Annotated in this window: 19 protein-coding genes; 11 read left to right on the forward strand and 8 right to left on the reverse strand. The window is 70.8% G+C overall.

Going from position 1 to position 18,851, the window contains the following annotated elements; all coding sequences use genetic code 11:
* Positions 1 to 56 precede the first annotated feature (56 nt).
* From AB0B91_RS55840 to AB0B91_RS55855, 4 genes are all read left to right on the forward strand, one after another.
* On the forward strand, positions 57 to 803 hold the full coding sequence (locus AB0B91_RS55840; RefSeq protein ID WP_358339880.1) for a class I SAM-dependent methyltransferase: 747 nt from the start codon (positions 57 to 59) through the stop codon (positions 801 to 803).
* A 113-nt stretch (positions 804 to 916) separates the two neighbouring features.
* Positions 917 to 1,153: an SHOCT domain-containing protein gene (locus AB0B91_RS55845; RefSeq protein WP_358339881.1), complete on the forward strand. Its 237-nt coding sequence runs from the start codon at positions 917 to 919 to the stop codon at positions 1,151 to 1,153.
* Positions 1,154 to 1,287: 134 nt separating this feature from the next.
* Entirely contained in the window at positions 1,288 to 2,190 is a 903-nt protein-coding gene (locus AB0B91_RS55850; protein WP_358339882.1) for a sulfite exporter TauE/SafE family protein, read from the forward strand.
* A gap of 50 nt (positions 2,191 to 2,240) precedes the next feature.
* Entirely contained in the window at positions 2,241 to 3,629 is a 1,389-nt protein-coding gene (locus AB0B91_RS55855) for a tetratricopeptide repeat protein (protein ID WP_358339883.1), read from the forward strand.
* Between the two features lie 35 nt (positions 3,630 to 3,664).
* On the opposite strand, the gene ald is transcribed toward AB0B91_RS55855, so the two are convergent.
* The gene (gene ald, locus AB0B91_RS55860; protein ID WP_358339884.1) at positions 3,665 to 4,780 is read right to left on the reverse strand and encodes an alanine dehydrogenase; all 1,116 of its coding nucleotides are present in this window, start codon (positions 4,778 to 4,780) and stop codon (positions 3,665 to 3,667) included.
* Positions 4,781 to 4,807: 27 nt separating this feature from the next.
* Positions 4,808 to 6,190 (reverse strand): aspartate aminotransferase family protein, encoded by a 1,383-nt coding sequence (locus AB0B91_RS55865; RefSeq protein WP_358339885.1) that lies wholly within the window; start codon positions 6,188 to 6,190, stop codon positions 4,808 to 4,810.
* A gap of 248 nt (positions 6,191 to 6,438) precedes the next feature.
* Between AB0B91_RS55865 and AB0B91_RS55870 the strand changes: the two genes are divergently transcribed.
* The gene (locus tag AB0B91_RS55870) at positions 6,439 to 7,794 is read left to right on the forward strand and encodes a dipeptidase (protein WP_358339886.1); all 1,356 of its coding nucleotides are present in this window, start codon (positions 6,439 to 6,441) and stop codon (positions 7,792 to 7,794) included.
* A 5-nt stretch (positions 7,795 to 7,799) separates the two neighbouring features.
* Here AB0B91_RS55870 and AB0B91_RS55875 read toward each other — a convergent pair whose 3' ends face one another.
* Entirely contained in the window at positions 7,800 to 8,750 is a 951-nt protein-coding gene (locus AB0B91_RS55875; RefSeq protein WP_358339887.1) for an Lrp/AsnC family transcriptional regulator, read from the reverse strand.
* An 85-nt stretch (positions 8,751 to 8,835) separates the two neighbouring features.
* On the opposite strand from AB0B91_RS55875, the gene AB0B91_RS55880 reads away from it, so the two are divergent.
* Entirely contained in the window at positions 8,836 to 9,678 is an 843-nt protein-coding gene (locus AB0B91_RS55880; RefSeq protein WP_358339888.1) for an NAD(P)H-binding protein, read from the forward strand.
* A gap of 98 nt (positions 9,679 to 9,776) precedes the next feature.
* Positions 9,777 to 10,319: a hypothetical protein gene (locus tag AB0B91_RS55885; RefSeq protein ID WP_358339889.1), complete on the forward strand. Its 543-nt coding sequence runs from the start codon at positions 9,777 to 9,779 to the stop codon at positions 10,317 to 10,319.
* Here AB0B91_RS55885 and AB0B91_RS55890 read toward each other — a convergent pair.
* The 4 genes from AB0B91_RS55890 to AB0B91_RS55905 form a co-directional block, all read right to left on the reverse strand.
* Positions 10,293 to 10,889 (reverse strand): TetR family transcriptional regulator, encoded by a 597-nt coding sequence (locus tag AB0B91_RS55890; RefSeq protein ID WP_358339890.1) that lies wholly within the window; start codon positions 10,887 to 10,889, stop codon positions 10,293 to 10,295. The two genes, AB0B91_RS55885 and AB0B91_RS55890, sit on opposite strands and share 27 nt — an antisense overlap.
* 69 nt (positions 10,890 to 10,958) lie before the next feature.
* Positions 10,959 to 11,675, reverse strand: coding sequence for a sulfotransferase family protein (locus AB0B91_RS55895; RefSeq protein ID WP_358339891.1), 717 nt, complete (start codon positions 11,673 to 11,675; stop codon positions 10,959 to 10,961).
* Positions 11,676 to 11,778: 103 nt separating this feature from the next.
* Positions 11,779 to 12,321, reverse strand: a complete 543-nt coding sequence (locus AB0B91_RS55900; protein WP_358339892.1) for a helix-turn-helix domain-containing protein — start codon at positions 12,319 to 12,321, stop codon at positions 11,779 to 11,781.
* Positions 12,322 to 12,374: 53 nt separating this feature from the next.
* Positions 12,375 to 12,884: a pyridoxamine 5'-phosphate oxidase family protein gene (locus tag AB0B91_RS55905; protein ID WP_358339893.1), complete on the reverse strand. Its 510-nt coding sequence runs from the start codon at positions 12,882 to 12,884 to the stop codon at positions 12,375 to 12,377.
* Positions 12,885 to 12,979: 95 nt separating this feature from the next.
* Here AB0B91_RS55905 and AB0B91_RS55910 point away from each other — a divergent pair, with 95 nt between their 5' ends.
* Positions 12,980 to 13,630: an alpha/beta hydrolase gene (locus AB0B91_RS55910; RefSeq protein WP_358339894.1), complete on the forward strand. Its 651-nt coding sequence runs from the start codon at positions 12,980 to 12,982 to the stop codon at positions 13,628 to 13,630.
* On the opposite strand, the gene AB0B91_RS55915 is transcribed toward AB0B91_RS55910, so the two are convergent.
* The gene (locus tag AB0B91_RS55915; protein WP_358339895.1) at positions 13,609 to 14,130 is read right to left on the reverse strand and encodes a cysteine dioxygenase family protein; all 522 of its coding nucleotides are present in this window, start codon (positions 14,128 to 14,130) and stop codon (positions 13,609 to 13,611) included. The genes AB0B91_RS55910 and AB0B91_RS55915 overlap by 22 nt on opposite strands.
* A gap of 99 nt (positions 14,131 to 14,229) precedes the next feature.
* Between AB0B91_RS55915 and AB0B91_RS55920 the strand changes: the two genes are divergently transcribed.
* From AB0B91_RS55920 to AB0B91_RS55930, 3 genes are all read left to right on the forward strand, one after another.
* Complete coding sequence (locus AB0B91_RS55920; RefSeq protein WP_358339896.1) at positions 14,230 to 15,090, forward strand: LysR family transcriptional regulator; 861 nt, start codon at positions 14,230 to 14,232, stop codon at positions 15,088 to 15,090.
* 58 nt (positions 15,091 to 15,148) lie between these two features.
* A complete protein-coding gene (locus AB0B91_RS55925) occupies positions 15,149 to 15,775 on the forward strand; it encodes a LysE family translocator (RefSeq protein WP_358339897.1) in 627 nt (208 codons plus the stop codon).
* A 100-nt stretch (positions 15,776 to 15,875) separates the two neighbouring features.
* On the forward strand, positions 15,876 to 18,842 hold the full coding sequence (locus AB0B91_RS55930; protein WP_358339898.1) for a hypothetical protein: 2,967 nt from the start codon (positions 15,876 to 15,878) through the stop codon (positions 18,840 to 18,842).
* Positions 18,843 to 18,851: the final 9 nt, after the last annotated feature.

Genomic DNA, 18,851 nt, shown 5'->3' on the forward strand with positions numbered 1-18,851 from the left:
GCAGGTCGGGGGAAATCGAGTTGAGCGCGAGCAACCCCCCCTGACAAGCTCGAACGATGGACCGCACGTTCGACGACCTGGTCGAAGAGGCCGCATCGGTCTCCGTGGACGGCTGGGACTTCTCCTGGCTCGATGGCCGGGCGACGGAGGCCCGCCCCTCCTGGGGGTACGCCCGTCTCCTGGCCGGCCGGATGGCCACGGCCGAGGCCGCGCTCGACATCGAGACCGGCGGCGGCGAGATCCTGGCCGGAGTCCCGAAGCTGCCGCCGATCACCGTCGCCACCGAGTCGTGGCCACCCAACCTCGCCCTGGCCGCCAGGCGGCTGCACCCCCGCGGCGCCGCGCTGGTGGCCGACGACGAGCGGCCGCGCCTGCCGTTCCGCGCGGACACCTTCGACCTGGTCGTCAGCCGCCACCCGGTACACACCTGGTGGGCGGAGATCGCCCGGATCCTCAGGCCGGGCGGCACCTACTTCTCACAGCAGGTCGGCCCGCGCAGTGTCGTCGAGCTGAGCGAATACTTCCTGGGCCCGCTGGACAGCTCCAGTCGCGACCCCGAGAAGGCCAGAGCGGCGGCCGAACAGGCCGGGCTCACCGTGGCCGACCTCCGGGCCGAGTCGCTGCGGATGGAGTTCCGCGACATCGGCGCGGTGATCTACTTCCTGCGCAAGGTCATCTGGATCGTGCCGGGCTTCTCGGTCGACCGCTACCGGAAAGAGCTGCGCGAGCTGCACGAACGCATCCAGGAGGACGGGCCGTTCGTCGCCCACTCCACCCGTTTCCTGATCGAGGCCAGGGCCTAGCCGGCTACCACCTCGGGTGTACGACGAACGAGGCCGAACACTCCCCTGGGTGAAGCTCAGGACGCGCCGAGGGTCTGATGTGCCGGGCTCATCCGGCGGCGACCCTGGAAGGCATGAACACGATGACGCATTGGGGCTGGGGCGCTGGCTTCTGGCCGATCATTCCGGTTCTCTGGGGTCTGTTCTGGGTGGCCCTCGTCGCCCTGGGCGCCCGGGCCTGGCAGAAGGGTCGATGGCGTACCGAGGTCAGAGCGACGGGGTCCGCGGAGCGGATCCTCGCCGAGCGGTACGCTCGCGGCGAGATGACCGACGACGAGTACTTCGAGCGCATGTCGGTACTCAAGAGCTAACCGTCCCGGTGGGTGAAAAAACTGTTGCTGGCCGCATCCGGTTCGCAACCTTAAGTTGCTTCTAGGGACTGTCGAGAAGTGGGGGCTCGTATGCAGTCGATCGCCCGGTTCTGCGGCCAGAGCAGCTGCTGAGCGTGCAGCCTTTCGCCCTCCTCGCCAGCGGACTCGTCGCCGGGCTCGTGGCGGGGACCGCGTCCTGTACGGCGGTGCAGGGTGGCCTGCTCGTGGGCCTCACCTCGGGCGGCTGCGAGCGGCCGTCGCGCGATCCGGTGCTCGTGGCCTGGTTCCTCGCGGGCCGTCTGGTCTCCTACTCGGCCGCCGGGGTGCTGCTCGGCCTGGCCGGTTCGGCCGTCAGCCTGCCCCCGGAGGTGCGGGCGCTGCTGCTGGTGGCGGCGGGCATCACGGTCATCGCGTACGCGATCAGGCTGCTCCACCGGCGGTCCGGCTGTGACGAAATCCCCCTGCGCGTGGCCCGCAGCGCGCCTCTGCTGGGCGCGGCGACCATCCTCATCCCCTGTGGAGTGACGCTCGGCATGGAGATGGTCGCGGTCTCCAGTGGCTCGCCGCTGGGTGGCGCGGCGGTGATGGCCGGGTTCGTCCTCGGCACCGCGCCCGCCTTCGCGCTGCTCGGCTGGGTCCTGCGGCGGGTCTCGCGGACCAGGCTCGCCAGGCTGGCGGGGGTGGCGGCGCTCGTGGCCGGCCTGTGGACGGTCGGCTCGGGGGTCAGCCTGGGCGGCTGGCTCGCGCCACCGGGATCGGCCGCCGCCGAATCCACAGCCGCCGCCGGGCAGGGCGCCCAAACGGTCACCGTCTGGGCGACGCGCGACGGCTACCGGCCCGGGATCGTGACCGCGCGTGCCGGAGTGTCCGTCGACATCATCTTCAAGCTGGCCGATCAGGGCTGCACCCGGACGGTCACCATCGCCGGACGGGACTTCGCCCTGCCCACGACGGTACGGCTGCCGCCACAGCGCCCAGGGTCACTTCGCTACGTATGCGGGATGGGGATGTACAGCGGGTACATCAACTTCTCCTAGCGTCGGCGATTACTGTTCGCATTCTCTCGATTACCTGGCACCCTGTGCCCATGGCGTGGTGGCAAGAGGAGGTGGCGGCGCCGGCCGTTCCGGCGCCACGCGTGGGAGACGAGCCTGAGCTGCTCATGGCCGCGCAGGCGGGCGACCCGCAGGCGGCGCACCGGCTCGGCCGGCTCTGCGCGCAGCGCGGCGATCGCTCGGCGGCCAAGGAGTGGTGGGAACGGGCGGCGGCGGGCGGCAACATCGACAGCGCCTACAACCTGGGTGTCTGGCACGAGAAGCACGGCAGCCTGGAGGAGGCCGTCTCCTGGTACAAACTGGCCGCCGCCACCGGTGACGTCGAGGCCGCGGTCAACCTGGCGACGCTGCTGCTGGAGCAGCGCGGAGACGTCGAGGCCGCCAGAAGGTGGTTCGAGACCGCGGCCCGCGAGGGCTCCAGGACGGCCGCCCGGCGACTGGCGCTGATCTGCGAGGACGGCGGCGAGGTCGCGGCGGCGCGCGAGTGGCACCGCAGGGCGGCCGCAGACGGCGACGCGGCCTCCGCGCACGACCTGGGCTTCCTGGCGTACGCGGCGGGCGAGGACGAGGAGACCCTGCACTGGTGGGAGTACGCCGCGCGCGAGGGCCATGCCGAGTCGGCCTACTGTCTCGGCCTGTTCCTCCAGGCCAGCCGCGACCCCGAGGGCGCCGAGGCGTACTACCGGCTGGCCGCCAGGAGCGAGCATCCGGGCGCCGCCTCGCAGCTCGGCGGCATCGCGCTGGGCCACGGGGATCTGCGTACGGCCCGCGCCTGGTTCGAGCGGGCCGCCAACGCGGGCCGGTTGGCGGATCAGCGGATGGCCGGGTTCGTCTGCGTCGAGCTCGGCGACCCCGCGGGGGCCGGACACTGGTTCGGCCGGGCGGCGGCCAGCGGCGACGCCGAGTCCGCCTTCCACTTCGGGTTGCTGCTCATCGCCGAGTTCGGTGATCTGGCGGGCGGGCGGCACTGGTTCCGCCAGGCCGCGCTGGCCGGGCATCACCAGGCGGCCATCGAGCTGGCCGGGCTGCTGTCGGCGTCCGGGGAGACGGACGAGGCCGCGCGGTGGCTGGCCACCCCGCCGCCCCCGGCGTGGAATCGGCTGGCCGAGCCCGAGCTGGCCGCGCGGGCCGAGCTGGCCGCGGCGGCCACCGGCCGCAGGGGCGGCCTCTCGCTGGGCGTTCCCGAGCTGGCCGAGATCCTCGGCACCTGGGACCTGGCGACCAGGCCGCTGCACGACCACGCGGACGTGCTGGGCTGGCTGGTGCGGCGTAGCGGCCTGCACTCCAGCGCGATCGAGTACCTGGCGTCGGTACGCGGCACGCTGCTGCGTCCGGGCAGCGCGCCCTGGCCCAGCCCCGGCGAGATCGACCACGTCCTGGCCACGGCCCGCGACCTGCGGCAACGGCTCGGCGTCCGATAGCGCCACTCGCGCTGTCGGACGCCCAAGCCAGGGTTTCAGGCGGCGAGGACTTCGGCCACCGGCGTGAACGGTAGTTCGAGCGCCTGCGCGACCGGGCCGTTGGTGAGCAGCCCGTCGTGGGTGTTGAGCCCGCCCGCCAGGCCCGCGTCGGCCTTGAGCGCCTCGCGCCAGCCCTGGTCGGCCAGCTTGACGGCGTACGGGAGTGTCGCGTTGGTCAGGGCGTAGGTGGAGGTGTTGGCCACCGAGCCCGGCATGTTCGCCACGCAGTAGAAGATCGAGCCGTGCACGGTGTAGGTCGGCGCGGCGTGCGTGGTCGGGCGCGAGTCCTCGAAGCAGCCGCCCTGGTCGATGGCGATGTCGACGAGCACCGAACCCTTCTTCATGCGCGAGACCAGCTCGTTCGAGACCAGCGTCGGAGCCTTGGCGCCCGGGATCAGGACCGCGCCGATGACCAGGTCGGCGTTCAGCACCTCCTGCTCGATCGCGTACGACGTCGAGACCAGCGTCTTGAGCCGGCCCTGGTAGATGGCGTCGATGAAGCGCAGGCGGTCGACGTTCGTGTCGAGCACGGTGACGTCCGCGCCCATGCCGACGGCGATCTGGGCGGCGTTCAGCCCGGAGACGCCGCCGCCGATCACGACCACCTTGGCCGGGGCCACGCCGGGCACGCCGCCCGGCAGCACGCCGCGCCCGCCGTTGAAGCGCATCAGGTTGTACGCCCCCACCTGCGGGGCCAGCCGGCCGGCGACCTCGGACATCGGGGCGAGCAGCGGCAGCGTGTTGCCGACCTGCACGGTCTCGTACGCGATGCCGGTCGTCCGCGCGCCGAGCAGCGCGTCGGTGCACGGCCGGGAGGCGGCCAGGTGCAGGTAGGTGAACAGCACCAGGCCCTCGCGCAGCCGGTGGTACTCCTCGGCGATCGGCTCCTTGACCTTGAGCACCATCTCCGCCTCGCCCCACACGGCGTCGGCGCTGTCGATGATCTTCGCGCCCGCGGCCAGGTATTCCTCGTCCGGGATGTGCGAACCCAAGCCCGCGCTTCGCTGCACGGTGACGTCGTGGCCGTGGCGGACCAGCTCGTGCACGCCTGCCGGGGTTACGGCGACTCGGTATTCGTGGTTCTTGACCTCGGCAGGCACGCCGATCTTCATCGCGAATCCTTTCGTTCCTTTAAAGCGTTAGAGGCGAGCCCACGCTTCGGTGAGCACGTTGCGGAGGATCGACCCGATCTCGTCGAACTCCTTCGGCCCCGCGATGAGCGGCGGCGCGAGCTGGATGACGGGGTCGCCGCGGTCGTCGGCGCGGCAGTAGAGCCCGGCGTCGAACAGCGCCTTCGACAGGAACCCGCGCAGCAGCCGCTCCGACTCCTCGGCCGTGAACGTCTCCTTGGTGGCCTTGTCCTTGACCAGCTCGATGCCCCAGAAGTAGCCGGCGCCCCGGACGTCGCCGACGATCGGCAGGTCCTTGAGCCCGTCGAGGGTGGCCTGGAAGAGCGGCTCGTTCTTGGTGACGTGGCCGAGCAGGTCCTCGCGCTCGAAGATGTCGAGGTTGGCCAGCGCCACGGCCGCGGAGACCGGGTGGCCGCCGAAGGTGTAGCCGTGCGCGAACATCTCGTCGCCGCTCTTGAACGGCTCGAACAGCCGGTCGTGCACGATCATCGCCCCGATGGGCGAGTAACCGCTGGTCAGGCCCTTGGCGCAGGTGATGATGTCGGGCACGTAGTCGAACTTCTGGCCGCCGAACATCGTGCCGAGCCGGCCGAAGGCGCAGATGACCTCGTCGGAGACGAGCAGCACGTCGTACTCGTCGCAGATCTCGCGCAGCCGCTGCCAGTAGCCGGCCGGGGGCGGGAAGCAGCCGCCGGCGTTCTGCACCGGCTCGGCGAAGACGGCGGCCACCGTGTCGGGGCCCTCCATCTCGATCGCGCGGGCGACCCGGTCGGCGGCCCAGATGCCGTACTCCTCCGGGCTCATCCCCTTGACGCCGGTGATCTCGTCGGCGCGGTAGTAATTCGTGTTCGGCACCCGCACCGAGCCGGGCACGAGCGGCTCGAACATCTGCTTGAACGCCGGGATGCCGGTGATCGACAGGGCGCCCTGCGGGGTGCCGTGGTAGGCGATGTTGCGGCTGATGACCTTGTGCTTGAGCGGCTTGCCGACCAGCTTGTAGTACTGCTTGGCCAGCTTCCAGGCGGACTCGACCGCCTCGCCGCCGCCGGTGGTGAAGAAGACCCTGTTGAGGTCGCCCGGGGTCAGGCTCGCCAGCCGCTCGGCCAGCTCGGCCGCCTTCGGGTGCGCGTAGGACCACAGCGGGAAGAAGGCCAGCTCCTGCGCCTGCTTGGCGGCCGCCTCGGCCAGCTCGCTCCGGCCGTGACCAGCCTGGACCACGAAGAGTCCGGCCAGGCCGTCCAGGTAGCGCTTGCCGTGGATGTCGTAGATATAGGAGCCCTCACCGCGAACGATGGTCGGGATCTCTGCCTGCTGGTACGCACTGTGCCTCGTGAAGTGCAACCACAGGTGGTCCTGCGCGGCCTTGAGAATCTCGTTTTCCGGCTGCGTCATGATTATCTTCCCTCGTGTCCGATCTCCCCACAGTCTGCATGTTCACCTCGGGTTTGCCAAGCGAAAGCGTCGCAACAGTATGCAAGAAATCCGAGATCCGCAGGAACGGTATGTAACAGCCACGAAATCCGCAGGTAGATTGGCGCGCGGGTCATGCCTGTTTCACGCGCTGTGGAGCCTTCTGTGATCCAATGAGACGTTAACTGTCGAAAGCGACAACTACCGAGAAAGACCCCGGGGGACCGTCCGTGACTCCTGAACAGATCGAGAGCGCCGTCGCGGCCGCGATGCCGCAGGCCGTCGAGGACCTCAGGCGGCTCGCCGCCATCCCGTCCGTGGCTTTCCCCGGGCATCCCGAGGAGCCCGTACTCGCCGCCGCGGCCCTGACCGAGGAACTCCTGCGCAGCACCGGGCTGTCGCACGTGCAGCGGGTGCCCGTCGAGGGCAGTTTCCCCGCGGTGTACGGGGAGGTGGCCGCACCGCCCGGCGCGCCTACGGTGCTGCTCTACGCGCACTACGACGTGCAGCCCGCCGGTGACCCCGCCGCCTGGCGTACTTCACCGTTCGAGCCGACCCTGATCGACGGCCAGTTGTACGGCCGGGGCACCGCGGACGACAAGTCGGGCATCATCTCGCACGTCACCGCTCTGCGCGTGTTCCAGCGGCAGTTCCCCGTCGGGGTGAAGGTCCTCATCGAGGGCCAGGAGGAGTATGCCGGGGAGCGCCTGGAGGCGTTCGTCGAGCGCAACCCCGACCTGCTGCGGGCCGACGCCATCGTGGTGGCCGACACCGGCAACCCGCGGATCGGCGACCCCGCGGTCACCACCTCGTTGCGCGGCATGGCCGCCTTCACCATCGAGGTCCGTACCCTGCGCGAGCCGGTGCACAGCGGCTCCTTCGGCGGTGCCACCCCCGACGCGCTCGCGGCGCTCATGCGGATGCTGACCTCGCTGCACGACGACAACGGCGACATCCGGGTGCCGGGCCTGCCCCGGGGCGCCTTCCTCGGTCAGGGACCGTCGGAGGAGGAGTTCCGCAAGACCGCCGGGTTGCTGGACGGCGCCTCGCTGGTCGGCTCCGGCTCTTTGGCGGACCGGCTGTGGGCGTCGTACGCCATCACCGTGACCGGCATCGACGCGCCTCCGGTGTCGGGCGCCATCAACGCCGTGCAGCCCGTGGCCCGCGCCCGCGTCACCGTCCGCATTCCCCCTTCGGGCGACCCCAAGACGACCGTGAACGCGGTGGTCGAATTCCTCCGGCAGGTCACGCCGTGGGGCGCGCAGGTCTCGTTCGGCGACTTCACCGTGGGGTCGGGCTTCCAGGCCGACTCGGGCGGCAAGGCCCGCGCGGCGCTCAACCGGGCGATGGAGCGCGCCTTCGGACGTCCGCCGCGTGACGTGGGCGCCGGCGGGTCCATTCCGCTGGTGAACACGCTGCTGAAGCAGTTCCCCGCGGCGGAGATCCTGCTGTTCGGGGCCGAGGACGAGGATGCGGCCATCCACGCGCCGAACGAGCGGGTGGACCTTGAGGAGCTACGCCGCATCGCCACCGCCGAGGCGCTGTTCCTGCGGGAGCTCAGCCTGCCCTCCGCCCTCGGCGTCTGATTCCGCTACAGCAGCAGCGGCCCGGCGCGTTTGACGGTGCGGATGATGGGAGCGGTCTCCATGGTGGTGATCGCTTCCAGCGGGGTGAGTCGTTCGGTGAGGTAGTGGCCCAGGTCCAGTGGGTCGCGGCAGTTCAGGGCCGCGAGCAGGTTGGTGGGGCCGGTGGTGAGGGACGCGAAGGCGATCTCTGGATGCCGCGCCAGTGCCTCACCGACCTCGACCGCCTTGGCCGGGCGGGCGGCGATCCACAGCCGGGCCTGGGTGCCGAATCCGACCGCCGAAGGCGGTATGTCGAGCTGGTAGCTGACGATTCCCTGGCTGCGTAGCGCGTACAGGCGGCGTTTCACCGTGGTCTCCGACCAGCCGGTCGCGGCGGCCAGCTCGGCGTAGGGCGCGCGGCCGTCCAGGTTGAGCGCCCGGAGCAGCGCCTTGTCGCCCTCGTCCAGCTCGATCGGGCCGTCGCCGGCCTCGACCGGCGGCGGTCGCAGCCGGTCGGCCTGCTCGGGTGCCAGCCAGGCGAGCCCTTGCCAGCCGTCCGGCAGGACGAACCCCCGCAGCAGCAGGTGGGCGGAGACCGAGACGACCCCGCTGGTGCGGGGCAGTCTGCCCAGCAGCAGGGCGTCCTGGTCCTGGGTGCCGCGGGTCTGCACGGTGCAGGAGACCTCGGTGCCGCCGGACAGCAGGTACACGAACGAAGTGTCGTCACGGGCGGCCAGCGCCTTGGCGACCGGTCCGGCCGCGTCCGGGGTGCAGCGCAGCCGGATGGTCCACTGCGTGTGCCCCAGCCGTCCGCCGTTGACCAGGCCCACCACCTGCAGCACACCCTGGCCGCGCAGCCGCCGATAGCGGCGGGCCACGGTGTTCTCCGAGACCTCGAGCACGTCGGCGATCGCCCGGAACGAGGCCCGGCCGTCGACCTGCAGCGCGTGAACCAGACCCCTGTCGACAGTATCCATCCAGAAACCCCGGTCTAGTGACGGTTTCCGGCGATCCTAGCCGCCTGGATGGGCACGGTACGGGGTCGTGGACGACGCTCATGGCATGAACATGCTCATCCTCGCCGCCACCGGCAACGTCGGCGGCCAGATCATCTCCCAGCTGACCGGCCACACCGTGCGGGCGGTCACCCGCGATCCGCACACCGCCCGTTTCCCCGCCGACGTCGAGGTGGTGCGCGGCGACCTGTCCGAACCGGACACCATCGCGGCCTGCCTGGACGGCATCGACGCGGTCTTCCTGCTCTGGCCGCTGCACACCGGCAAGCAACTGCCCGCCGTGCTGGAGGTCGTCGCGCGGCGGGCCCGCCGGGTGGTCTTCCTGGGTACGGGCGGCGTACCCGACCTCGGTTTCGACGAGCAGGAGCGGCTCGTCCACGGCTGCGGAATCGAGTCCACCATGATCAGGCCGAGCACCTTCGCGGTGAACACGCTGTGGTGGGCCGACCAGATCCGGGCGGGCGACATCGTCGAAGGGGCCTACGGCGCGCTGCCGATGTCCCTGATCCATGAGGCCGACCTGGCCGCCGTCGCGGTCTGTGCCCTCACCGAGCCGGGGCACGACGGCGCCACCTACACCCTGACCGGCCCCGAGGTGCTCACTCAGGCCGACCAGGTCCGCGTCATCGGCGAGGCGCTGGGCCGGCCGCTGCGCTGGCGGGAGCTCACCCGCGGGGAGGCCCGCCGGCGACTGCTGGCCGACGAGTCGTTTCCCGACTCCTTCGTCGATGTGCTGCTCGACGGTTACGCCGCCATGCTCACCGGGCCGCCGCCCACCCTGACCACCACCGTCCAGGACGTCACCGGCGCCCCGGCCCGATCACTGCGCCAATGGGCCACCGACCACGCGGCCGACTTCACGGACCGGGGCGGTCAGTTGCCGCATTGACAGGTGTATGACCTAGGCCGCACTTTGGGTTTATGGATGAATTTCGCATAGTACGCGAATTCTCTCTCTCGGCCGCTGCCCGCTTATGCAGCCCTCTCGTGCTGCTGATCCCGGTATTTCTGCTGCTGAGGTCCATCCCGGGCTCTGATATCGAGGTGGGGGTCATAGCCGCCGCGGCGACGATGATCGCCGTTGGCGTGCGGCTGGCCAGATACTGGCAGTTGGCCGCTGACACGGTCGTACGCTTCTCGGCTCAAGGTGTGGAGATGGAAGACGCGTACGGGTCACGCGTGCGTCTGGCCTGGCGGCACATTGAGGGCATCGATGTCGTGGACAGCCGGGTACCTAGCCCTCGCACGGTCATCAGGGCCGACGGAACTCATATCCGGACCGGAACCAGGAAATGTGTCGGTGTGGTCGGCTGGGGCGAATACGAGATTTCTCCCCGCGCCCCCGGCTGGTTGATATCCCATCTGGATCGACTGCCGGTCGATCCGGTCACCGGGCTACCGAGACTGGGCATCCCGCTTGGCGTCGTCGACCCGCTGTGGGAGGACGGTCCGATGGGCGACCGGATCCGCCGGCACCGGCCCGACCTGTCCCGGGATCCGCGGTCAGTCGGTGTCGGCGTCGAGGAGTGAGCGGATGAGGGGTACGGCCAGGCGGAGGACGTCGTCGAGGTCGGCCTCGGCCAGGTCGGGCATCCGGAGCAGGTGGCGGTGGACGGTGATGCCGAACATCACCGCGCCGGCCAGCGCGGCCCGCAGGCGGGCGTCCGGCCCGTGGATCCCGGGCGCGATCCGGTCGATCGCCACCGAGGTCACGTGCTCGCGCAGCATCTGGGCGGCTTCCTCGCTGGTCATGCTGGTGCGCAGGAGCACGGCCATCGGGCTGTCGGAGGCGGCGGCCCAGCGTTCGAGCATGGCGCGCAGGTAGTTCTCGGCGGAGCGGCCCGGGTCGTCGGTGGTCAGCGAGTCGATGTCGATGCCGAAGTCGAGGGACTCGCGGAACAGTTGCTGCTTGGTGCCGAAGTACTGGATGACCGAGGACTTGTCGACGTCGGCCTCCGCCGCGATCGCGCGGATGGTGGCGCGTTCGTAGCCGAGTTCGCCGAAGCTGCGGCGGGCGGCCTCCAGGATCCGGCGGCGGGTGCGCCGACCCTTGCTCTCGGGCTCGCACACCTGGTCAGGGGCGGTCTTACCGGTTGCCATCGAGCTCCACCTCCTGCTGGCCTCCGATGGTACTGGGAGCGGGAGGCCAGGCGGGAGGCGGCGATCGACCTAGCGGCTCTGGCCGAAGGGCGAGTGGAGGCCGTCGCCGGCCATCATTCCGTCAAGCATGCGCTGCATCGACTCGGAGTCGTTGAGGTGCGGGAACGGCTCATCGGCGGGGACCTCGACGTCCAGGAACTCGCACAGCGGCGCCCACCCCTCGCGTACGTCGAACACCAGGAGCCGACCGGCGGGCAGGCTCGCCTGGACGGTGGCCACGTGGCGGTGGTAGGCCTCGATGGCGATCTCCTCGGGGGGCAGGCCTCCTTCGAAAGTCCAGTCCTGGCCGAAGGTGTCCTGCCCGATCCTGCTCATCACCGGTCCCATCCTCCGCATCGAGGCGAAGATCGTGGCCGCGACCGGTGGCAGCTGCGACGGGTCCATGGTCTGCAGCCGGCGGGGGCCGTTGGCGAGGAGGTTCTGCATGCTGACGTACCAGCGCTGGGGGTCGCGGACGGTCAGGATGACCTTGGCGTCGGGATAGGCCGCCGCCTGCTCGCGCCAGAAGCCACTGGCCGGCCAGTCCTGCGCCGACTGGTAGCCGTCGAACACCTGGTCCCAGTCCTGCGACTCGCCGGAGGCGACGGCCGCCCACCGGTCGACGTGTTCGGGATGGGTCAGGACCTCGTACATGTGGTAGCAGGGGCCGAATCCGAGCCGCTCCAGCGCGGCCTTCATCGAGCTGGTTCCGGTACGCGGGAACCCCGCGCCGATCACTTTCAGCATTTCCGTGCCTCCCGTTTCCAGCGGCTGACGCGCGCCTCTGGCCGAGAGTAAAGGACCCTTTGCGAGATCTCAACAAGTGTACAGTTTTTCCGCTACGGCCCGTTCAGTGCTTGCCGACCGTTCCGTACCTGAGCAGGTCGAGGAGCCGGGCGGACTGGCCCGTGCCGGTCAGGGCGATCGCGTTGGCGAGGGTCATCAGCTCGCGGACGGTCAGGTCGGCGCGGACCTCGCCCGCGTCCTGTGCCCTGGTGAGCAGGGCCGACGCGGTGGCCAGCATCTTCTCGTGCCACTTGCCGAACAGCGCCGAGCCGTCTTTCGGGATGGCCAGCGCCAGGTCGCGCTTGCCGGCGACGTGCTCGACGAAGGCGCCCAGCCACTCGTGCAGCGCGTCGCCCGGCGAATCGGCTGCCAGCAGGGCCTCGCCCCCCTCGCACAGCTCTGTCACCTCGTCGGCGTACACGGCGATGATCAGGTCCTGGCGGGTGGGGAAGTGCCGGTACATGGTGGCGTTGCCGACCCCGGCGAGGCGGGCGACGTCGTCGAGCGGCGCGTCCACGCCGCGCTCGGCGAACAGTTTCCTGGCCGCGGCCAGCACCGCGTCGTGGTTGCGGCGCGCGTCCGCCCGCCTGGGGCGCTGTGCGGGCATACGGCTCAGCCTAGCCGTGCGGGAAGCCCCAGTGCGGCTGCTGGAAGCCCGGCTCAGCGTGGCTGGAAGCGCCAGCGGGTCTGGCTGAAGTGGCCCTTGCGGAAGCCGAACGCCTTGGCCGGGGTCACCGCGAACACCAGTGCCCGGTCGCCGCCCGAGTTCAGGAAGGCGTCGTCGCCCACCTCGAAGCGCCAGTCACTGCCGTACTTGACCTCGTAGGCGTCGGCGAGCCGCTTGAGCCGGCCGGAGTCGGTGACCCGCTCCGCGGCCCCCTCCACGACCACGTCCAGGCCCTCCTCCAGGGAGTTCGTGCCGGTCGTGAGCGTGCAGCGCTGGTTGGACTCCAGGTTGCGGGCCTTCTGCTCGCCCGCGCCGGTGCAGAAGCAGAGCGCGCCGTCCTGCCAGACGGCCAGCAGGGTCGTGACGTGCGGGCTGCCGTCGGGGCGGACGGTGGCGAGCCAGAACGTCTCGGCCCGCTCCAGAGTGTCGCGCGCCTCGGCCCACCCGGTCGCGGTGGCACCCTCGGCGCTGTATCTGGCGTCCAGTTCGGTGATCGGTTCCATGATCGCTTCTCCTTGATGGGCGGACATGGATACAGACTTCCCGGGTGCGGGAAACTCATCGATGAGTTTTCCGTCGCCGACTGGTCCATACAGACATGACGACCTTTGTACTGATCCACGGTGGTGGTGGCAGCGCCTGGGACTGGCACCTGCTCGACGCCGAGCTGCGCGGCAGAGGCCATGACGTGGTGGCCGTCGACCTGCCCGTGGAGGACGAGTCCGCGGGACTGCGCGACTACGCCGCGACCGTGGTCGAGGCCATCGGCGACCGCCGCGACCTGGTCGTGGTGGCCCATTCCTGGGGCGGTTTCATCGGCCCGCTCGTCTGCGACCGCGTCAAGGTCGACCTGCTGGTGATGCTGACCGCCATGATCCCGGCTCCCGGCGAGCGCCCGGCCGACTGGTGGGCGAACACCGGCTTCGGCAAGCGCGACATCGACGACCCGATCGGGCAGTTCATGCACGACGTGCCCGCCGAGCTCGCCGCCGAGGCGATGACCCGGAGCAGGGAGCACACCGACAAGGCCATGCGCGAGCCGTGGCCGCTGGACGAGTGGCCGGACGTGCCGACGAGGTTCCTGCTGTGCCGCGACGACCGCTGGCACGAGGCCGGCTTCATGCGCGAGGTGGTCCGGGTACGGCTCGGCATCACGCCCGACGAGATGGACGGCAGCCACGCCCCCATGCTGGCCCGCCCGAAGGAGCTGGCGGATCGCCTGGAGGACTACCTGACGGGCAGGTCGTAGACCCGGCGCACACTGCTGCCGAGCCGGCGCACGTCGGCACCGTACACGTGCACGGACACCCCGACCTCGTCACTCACGTTGATCACCTTGTGGATGTCACCGGGTGGCGCGAACCCGCTCGCCTCGCCCGGCAGGTTGGCGGCCTGCCCGATCTCCAGCAGGTGATCCCCCATGTCCCGGTAGAGCGTCTCGTGCTCGATCCCGCTGATCACGCCGAACGCGCACCACGACACGTGATCGTGAATCACCGTGAACTGGCCGGGCCGCCACACGACCGCCACGACGGAGAAGTCATCGCTCGCGTACAGCGCCTGGGACACGTACGTGTCGGGCGATCCCGCTCGTTCCGCCGGCGTCAGCAGGTCGAGCCCGGACAGCCGGGGCCGGAGCAGATCCGCCACCGCGAACGCGGTCTCCCGCGGGGCGAGGCCCCGGGCGGTGATGTCGCTGATGTCCGACACGAGGTCGTCGAGCCCCGGCCGGATCAGGACCGTTTCCATGGCGTCTCCTTGAAAGTCGCTCTCCCTTCCTACGGTGCTACGTTCCGATCCATAGGTCCAACAGAAGTCTTCTGGCTCATCAATAGATATGCTTGATGAATGCTCGATGTCGTACGGCTCCGCGTGCTGGTCGCCGTCGCGCGCAGGGGCTCGCTCACCGCCGCCGCCAAGGAGCTGCACTACTCGCAGCCGTCGGTCAGCCACCACCTGGCGCGCCTCGAAGCCGAGACCGGGGCCAAGCTCGTGCAGCGCGTGGGGCGCGGCATCCGGCTGACGGAGGCCGGCAAGCTGCTCGCCTCGCGGGCGGCCGACATCATCGGGCGCCTCGACGCCACCTCCGACGAGCTCGCCGCGCACGTGGGGCTCCGTTCGGGGCGGGCCCGGCTGGCGGCGTTCCCGTCCGCGCTGGGCACGTTCATCCCCAAGGCGGCCATCCGGCTGGAGGCTTCGCACCCCGGACTGCGGCTGCAGCTCACGGAGACCGAGCCGCCGGAGGCGCTCCGGCTGCTGCGGGCGGGACGGGTGGAGGTGGCGGTGATCTTCCGTTACGACGACACGGCGCCCGAGGACCCGGGGATCCAGATGATCCACCTGCTCGACGACCCCAGCTATCTGGTGTCTTCTACCGTCTCCGGGGAGCTGGGATCACATGCCGGTGATTCCTGGATCGCCGGGTGTGACCGGTGTCGCAGTCATCTGCTCGATCTCTGCGCCAAGGCCGGGTTCGAGCCGCGCATCTCCTTCACCAGCGACGACATCGTGGCCGTGCAGGCGCTGGTGGCGGCGGGCATGGGGCTGACCGTGCTGCCCGGGCTGGCGCTCTCCGCGCACCGGCACCCGGACGTGGAGGTGGCCGCGATCCCGGGGTCCACCAGGCATGTGTACGCGGCGATCTACGGCGACCCGCCCCACCCGCCGGCGACCGAGGCGCTGCTGTCCGCCCTGCTGGAGAGCGTCTGAGCCGTCGCGCGGAAACCCCTTTGACCGCGCTGAGGGTCGTACGCCTACTATGAGCGACATGCCGGATTTCGCGACGCTAGCTCTCTTCTGCGCGGCCACTCTCGCCCTCCTCCTGGTGCCGGGTCCCGCGGTCCTGTTCATCGTCACCAGGAGCGTCGCGCAAGGCAGGTCGGCCGGCCTGGTCTCGGTGCTCGGCGTCCACGCGGGCTCGGTGGTGCACGTGGTCGCCGCGGCGCTGGGCATCAGCGCGCTGGTGGCCGCCTCGGCCACGGCGTTCACCGTGATCAAGTACGGAGGCGTCGCCTACCTGGTCTGGCTCGGGGTGCGCAAGCTGATGAGCCGGGCTCCCGCCGAGGAGGTGGCCGAGGTGGAGGTGCACTCCAGGCGGCGGATGTTCTGGGAGGGGTTCGTGGTCAACGTGCTCAACCCCAAGACGGCCATCTTCTTCCTGGCGTTCCTACCGCAGTTCACGGACCCGGCGGTGGGTCCGATCGCGCCGCAGATCCTGGTGCTCGGGCTGCTGTGGATGGCACTCGGCATGACCACCGACGGCACGTACGCCCTGCTCTCCTCCGCCCTGGCCGGCCGGGTCCGCCGCTCCACGCGGGCGCGGCGCCGCCTCGACATCGGCAGCGGCCTCGTCTACCTCGGCCTGGCGGCCTTGCTCACGGGCGAGAAGGCTTAGCAAGCCGGGCAATCTCCTGCCCGGGAACGATCCCTGATGGGATAGTGGTGGCACCCTCGTCGAGGACGACACATCGGGACGTAGCGACTAGGCGGACCCCATGGACAGGCCACCGCACTGCCTCGGGGCCGAGCACGTCGTCGAGGTCCACGCAGGTCACGACGGCCTGCTCCCCCTGTCGAGCCTGCTGCTGCCCGCCCGCGAACCGCTGCCGCCCGACTGCCCCGACTGGCCGCTGCTGACGCCGGACCACGCGGTCGTCCCCTTCCTGGGCCGCGACGAGGAACGGGCGGCCCTGCGAACCTGGGCCCACGACCCGAGCCCCCTGTCGATCGCGGTGCTGACGGGCGCGGGCGGCACGGGCAAGACCCGGCTGGCCGGCGAACTCTGCACCGAGCTCGCCGAGGCCGGATGGGACGCCGGTTTCCTCCCTGACCCGCACCGCGCCACCGGCCTCGGCATACTCCGCCCCACCCTCCTCGCCCTCGACCACCCGGAACCGTCGGCGACGGCCATCGGCGAGCTCGTCCGGCACCTGGCCGGCCGGCAGCACCGTCCCCGGGTCAGGATCCTGCTGCTCACCCGCGAATCCACCGACGGCGAGTGGTGGCGACGCCTGGCCATGGCCTTGTCAGAGGGGCTGAACACCATCACCGTTCAGCTTGGCCGCCGTCCGCTGACGGCCGCCGAGCGTGCCGCGCACGCGGCGGCGGCAATACGGGCGTTCGCACCGCCCCGGGCGGTGCTGCCCGAGGTCGGCGATCCGGGGTATGACGATCCGCTGCGCTTACAGCTTGCCGCCTTGATGCAGCTGCGTGGGGACGACGTCGCGGCGGACGGGGAGTTGGTCAGCCGGTTCCTGATGTACGAGCTGGAACAGTGGATGACGGTATGGCCGGACGGGCACGAGCCGGTGGACGCCGCGACGGCCCGGCAGGCGGTAGCCCTGGTCACGCTCACCACGCCCACCCGCGAAGAGCTGCACGAACTGCTGTCGGCGGTGCCCCAGGCACATGACCGCGGACTGGCCCTGGGCGACTGGCTGACCAGGCTTTTCCCAGGCACCTCCTCAGGGGAATCTCTTCTTGGAGGCACTACGTCGGCGCCTCACAGTGCTGAGGGCACGAGGCTGGCACCTCTGGGGCCGGAGGTCGTGGCCGAGCAGCTCCTGGCCGAGACCGAGGGCCTCGCCGCACTGGTGCTGGCCGTGTACGACCATCCCGCCAGGACCGTCGGGCACCTGGTGAGGATGCTGGACGTCTTACGGCTGTCGAGCGGGCGGCCCGCCGTACGGTCGGCGCTGCGGTCGCTGGTCACCGGTCGGCTCGGCGAGCTGCTGGCGGAGACTGCGGACGACCCGTCCCCGCGGCTCGGTGACCGGCTTGATGCCGTGCTCCGGTTGCTGCGCGGAGACCCGGAGACAGGGGCTGCGGCGGCCGCGCTGAGGTTACGACAGGAGGGGAATCCGGGGGCCCGCCGCCTGGAGCAGCCCGTGGGAGGGTGCGCTTTGGAGGCGACGCTGGCCGAACTCCGGGTCGAGCACCTGCGTGCCGACGGCGACCGGATCGCCCTGGCCGGTGCCCTGGCCGAGGTGGCGGCGTGGCTGGTCGCAGCGGGCAGAGTGAGCGAGGCCCAGGCGGCTTCGGCGGAGGCGGCCGAAATCTTCGCCGCCACCCCTTTCGGGCGGTTCGAGGAGGCTGTGCCGTATCTGGTCTCCGCTGTCGAGGCGCTTGAGATGACCGCCGGTGAGCTGGAGTGGGCTGAACTACACGAATCCCTGGGTGAGTGCCTCGGCGTGTTCGTCCGTGGAGCCGTGGCGGTGGGTGACAGCGAAGTGGCCGTGGCGGAGTTGGGCGTTCGGGTGTTCCGGGGGTTGGCCGCGGTCCATCCCGATCGGTATCGGGGTCGGCTCGGGCTCGCGCTGGGGATGCTGGGCGATCTGGAGTACGAGTTGGGGCGGCCCGGGACGGCGTCCGTCGAGCAGGCCATCGACCTGCTGGGCGACGCCGTTGAGGACGAAGAACGCGGCATGCTGGTGCGGTCCCTGTGTCTCCACGCCAGTGCGTTGCTCGGGCGGCATCGGACCGTTGAAGCTCTGGCTCAGGTCGAGCGGGCCGCCGATCTCTGTGACGAGCTGGACGAGCCGGTCGTCGCGGCCATGACGTACGCGGTGCTGGGCGCGACACTGGCCGCGCTCGATCGGCCACGCGACGCGCTGGAGGCCATCGCCTGGTCACAGGCCGAGCAGGACCGAGCCCTGCCAGGTCCCTCCGGGGCGCGGATGCTGCCGGTCCAGGCGAGGGCCGCTCAGGTGCGGGGCATGGTGTCGCACGGGTACGGCAGGAAACAGGAGGCCACGGCCCACCTGACCCAGGCCGTGAACACCTTCCAGGAGCTCCCGCCCACCCCGGCCCGGCTACTCCTGGCGGCCGAGGCGGAGACGGTGCTGGTGGACGGCCTGCTGGCGGACGGCCGGCCCGAGGCGGAGGCCAGGGCCAGGGAGGCCGTCGCCGTCTACGACGGGCTGCTGGCGAAGGGGAGCGACGCGGCCGGTGTGCATACCGGGCGGGCCCTGGCGGGGCTGTCGCTGGGCGCCGCCCTCGCCCTGCAGAACAGGCACGCCGAGTCGGTGCGGCCGCTGGGTGAGGCGGTGGCGGCGCTGGAGCGTTTCGCGGCCGGCGACCCGGTTCTGAAGGGTCAGCTGGCCAGGGGGATGCTCATGCTCGGGGACGCGCTGATCGCGGCGGGGCGGGCGCTGGAGGCCAGCGTCGTGCTGCATCGGGGCACCCAGGTGATCGAGGACGAGCTGCTCAGCGCCGTGGCCCACGCCCAGCTCGGCTTCTGCCGGACGGGGCTGGGCCATCACGAGGCGGCAGGGGACGCGCTGCGCACGGCCGATCGGTTGTTACGCGGGCTGCTGCTGACCCGTGACAGCACCGGCGACGGGGATCTGGGCGCCATGCTGGGCGACGTCCTGCGCGGCAGGCTGGAGCTGCTGAAGCAGACGGGCCAAGCCGACGAAGCGGCCCAGGTCGAAGCCGACCTACGCCACTACACGAGCCGCTGACCCAGCGAT

This window comes from Nonomuraea sp. NPDC049141, from assembly GCF_040648415.1.
GTDB lineage: Bacteria > Actinomycetota > Actinomycetes > Streptosporangiales > Streptosporangiaceae > Nonomuraea.

Coding starts and splice junctions, on each gene's coding strand:
- AB0B91_RS55910 (WP_358339894.1), top strand. CDS start 12,980: ATGACGACCTTTGTACTGATCCACGGTGGTGGTGGCAGCGCCTGGGAC.
- AB0B91_RS55920 (WP_358339896.1), top strand. CDS start 14,230: ATGCTCGATGTCGTACGGCTCCGCGTGCTGGTCGCCGTCGCGCGCAGG.
- AB0B91_RS55845 (WP_358339881.1), top strand. CDS start 917: ATGAACACGATGACGCATTGGGGCTGGGGCGCTGGCTTCTGGCCGATC.
- AB0B91_RS55905 (WP_358339893.1), bottom strand. CDS start 12,884: ATGGAACCGATCACCGAACTGGACGCCAGATACAGCGCCGAGGGTGCC.
- AB0B91_RS55900 (WP_358339892.1), bottom strand. CDS start 12,321: ATGCCCGCACAGCGCCCCAGGCGGGCGGACGCGCGCCGCAACCACGAC.
- ald (WP_358339884.1), bottom strand. CDS start 4,780: ATGAAGATCGGCGTGCCTGCCGAGGTCAAGAACCACGAATACCGAGTC.
- AB0B91_RS55855 (WP_358339883.1), top strand. CDS start 2,241: ATGGCGTGGTGGCAAGAGGAGGTGGCGGCGCCGGCCGTTCCGGCGCCA.
- AB0B91_RS55895 (WP_358339891.1), bottom strand. CDS start 11,675: ATGCTGAAAGTGATCGGCGCGGGGTTCCCGCGTACCGGAACCAGCTCG.
- AB0B91_RS55865 (WP_358339885.1), bottom strand. CDS start 6,190: ATGACGCAGCCGGAAAACGAGATTCTCAAGGCCGCGCAGGACCACCTG.
- AB0B91_RS55890 (WP_358339890.1), bottom strand. CDS start 10,889: ATGGCAACCGGTAAGACCGCCCCTGACCAGGTGTGCGAGCCCGAGAGC.
- AB0B91_RS55925 (WP_358339897.1), top strand. CDS start 15,149: ATGCCGGATTTCGCGACGCTAGCTCTCTTCTGCGCGGCCACTCTCGCC.
- AB0B91_RS55880 (WP_358339888.1), top strand. CDS start 8,836: ATGAACATGCTCATCCTCGCCGCCACCGGCAACGTCGGCGGCCAGATC.
- AB0B91_RS55875 (WP_358339887.1), bottom strand. CDS start 8,750: ATGGATACTGTCGACAGGGGTCTGGTTCACGCGCTGCAGGTCGACGGC.
- AB0B91_RS55930 (WP_358339898.1), top strand. CDS start 15,876: ATGGACAGGCCACCGCACTGCCTCGGGGCCGAGCACGTCGTCGAGGTC.
- AB0B91_RS55915 (WP_358339895.1), bottom strand. CDS start 14,130: ATGGAAACGGTCCTGATCCGGCCGGGGCTCGACGACCTCGTGTCGGAC.
- AB0B91_RS55840 (WP_358339880.1), top strand. CDS start 57: ATGGACCGCACGTTCGACGACCTGGTCGAAGAGGCCGCATCGGTCTCC.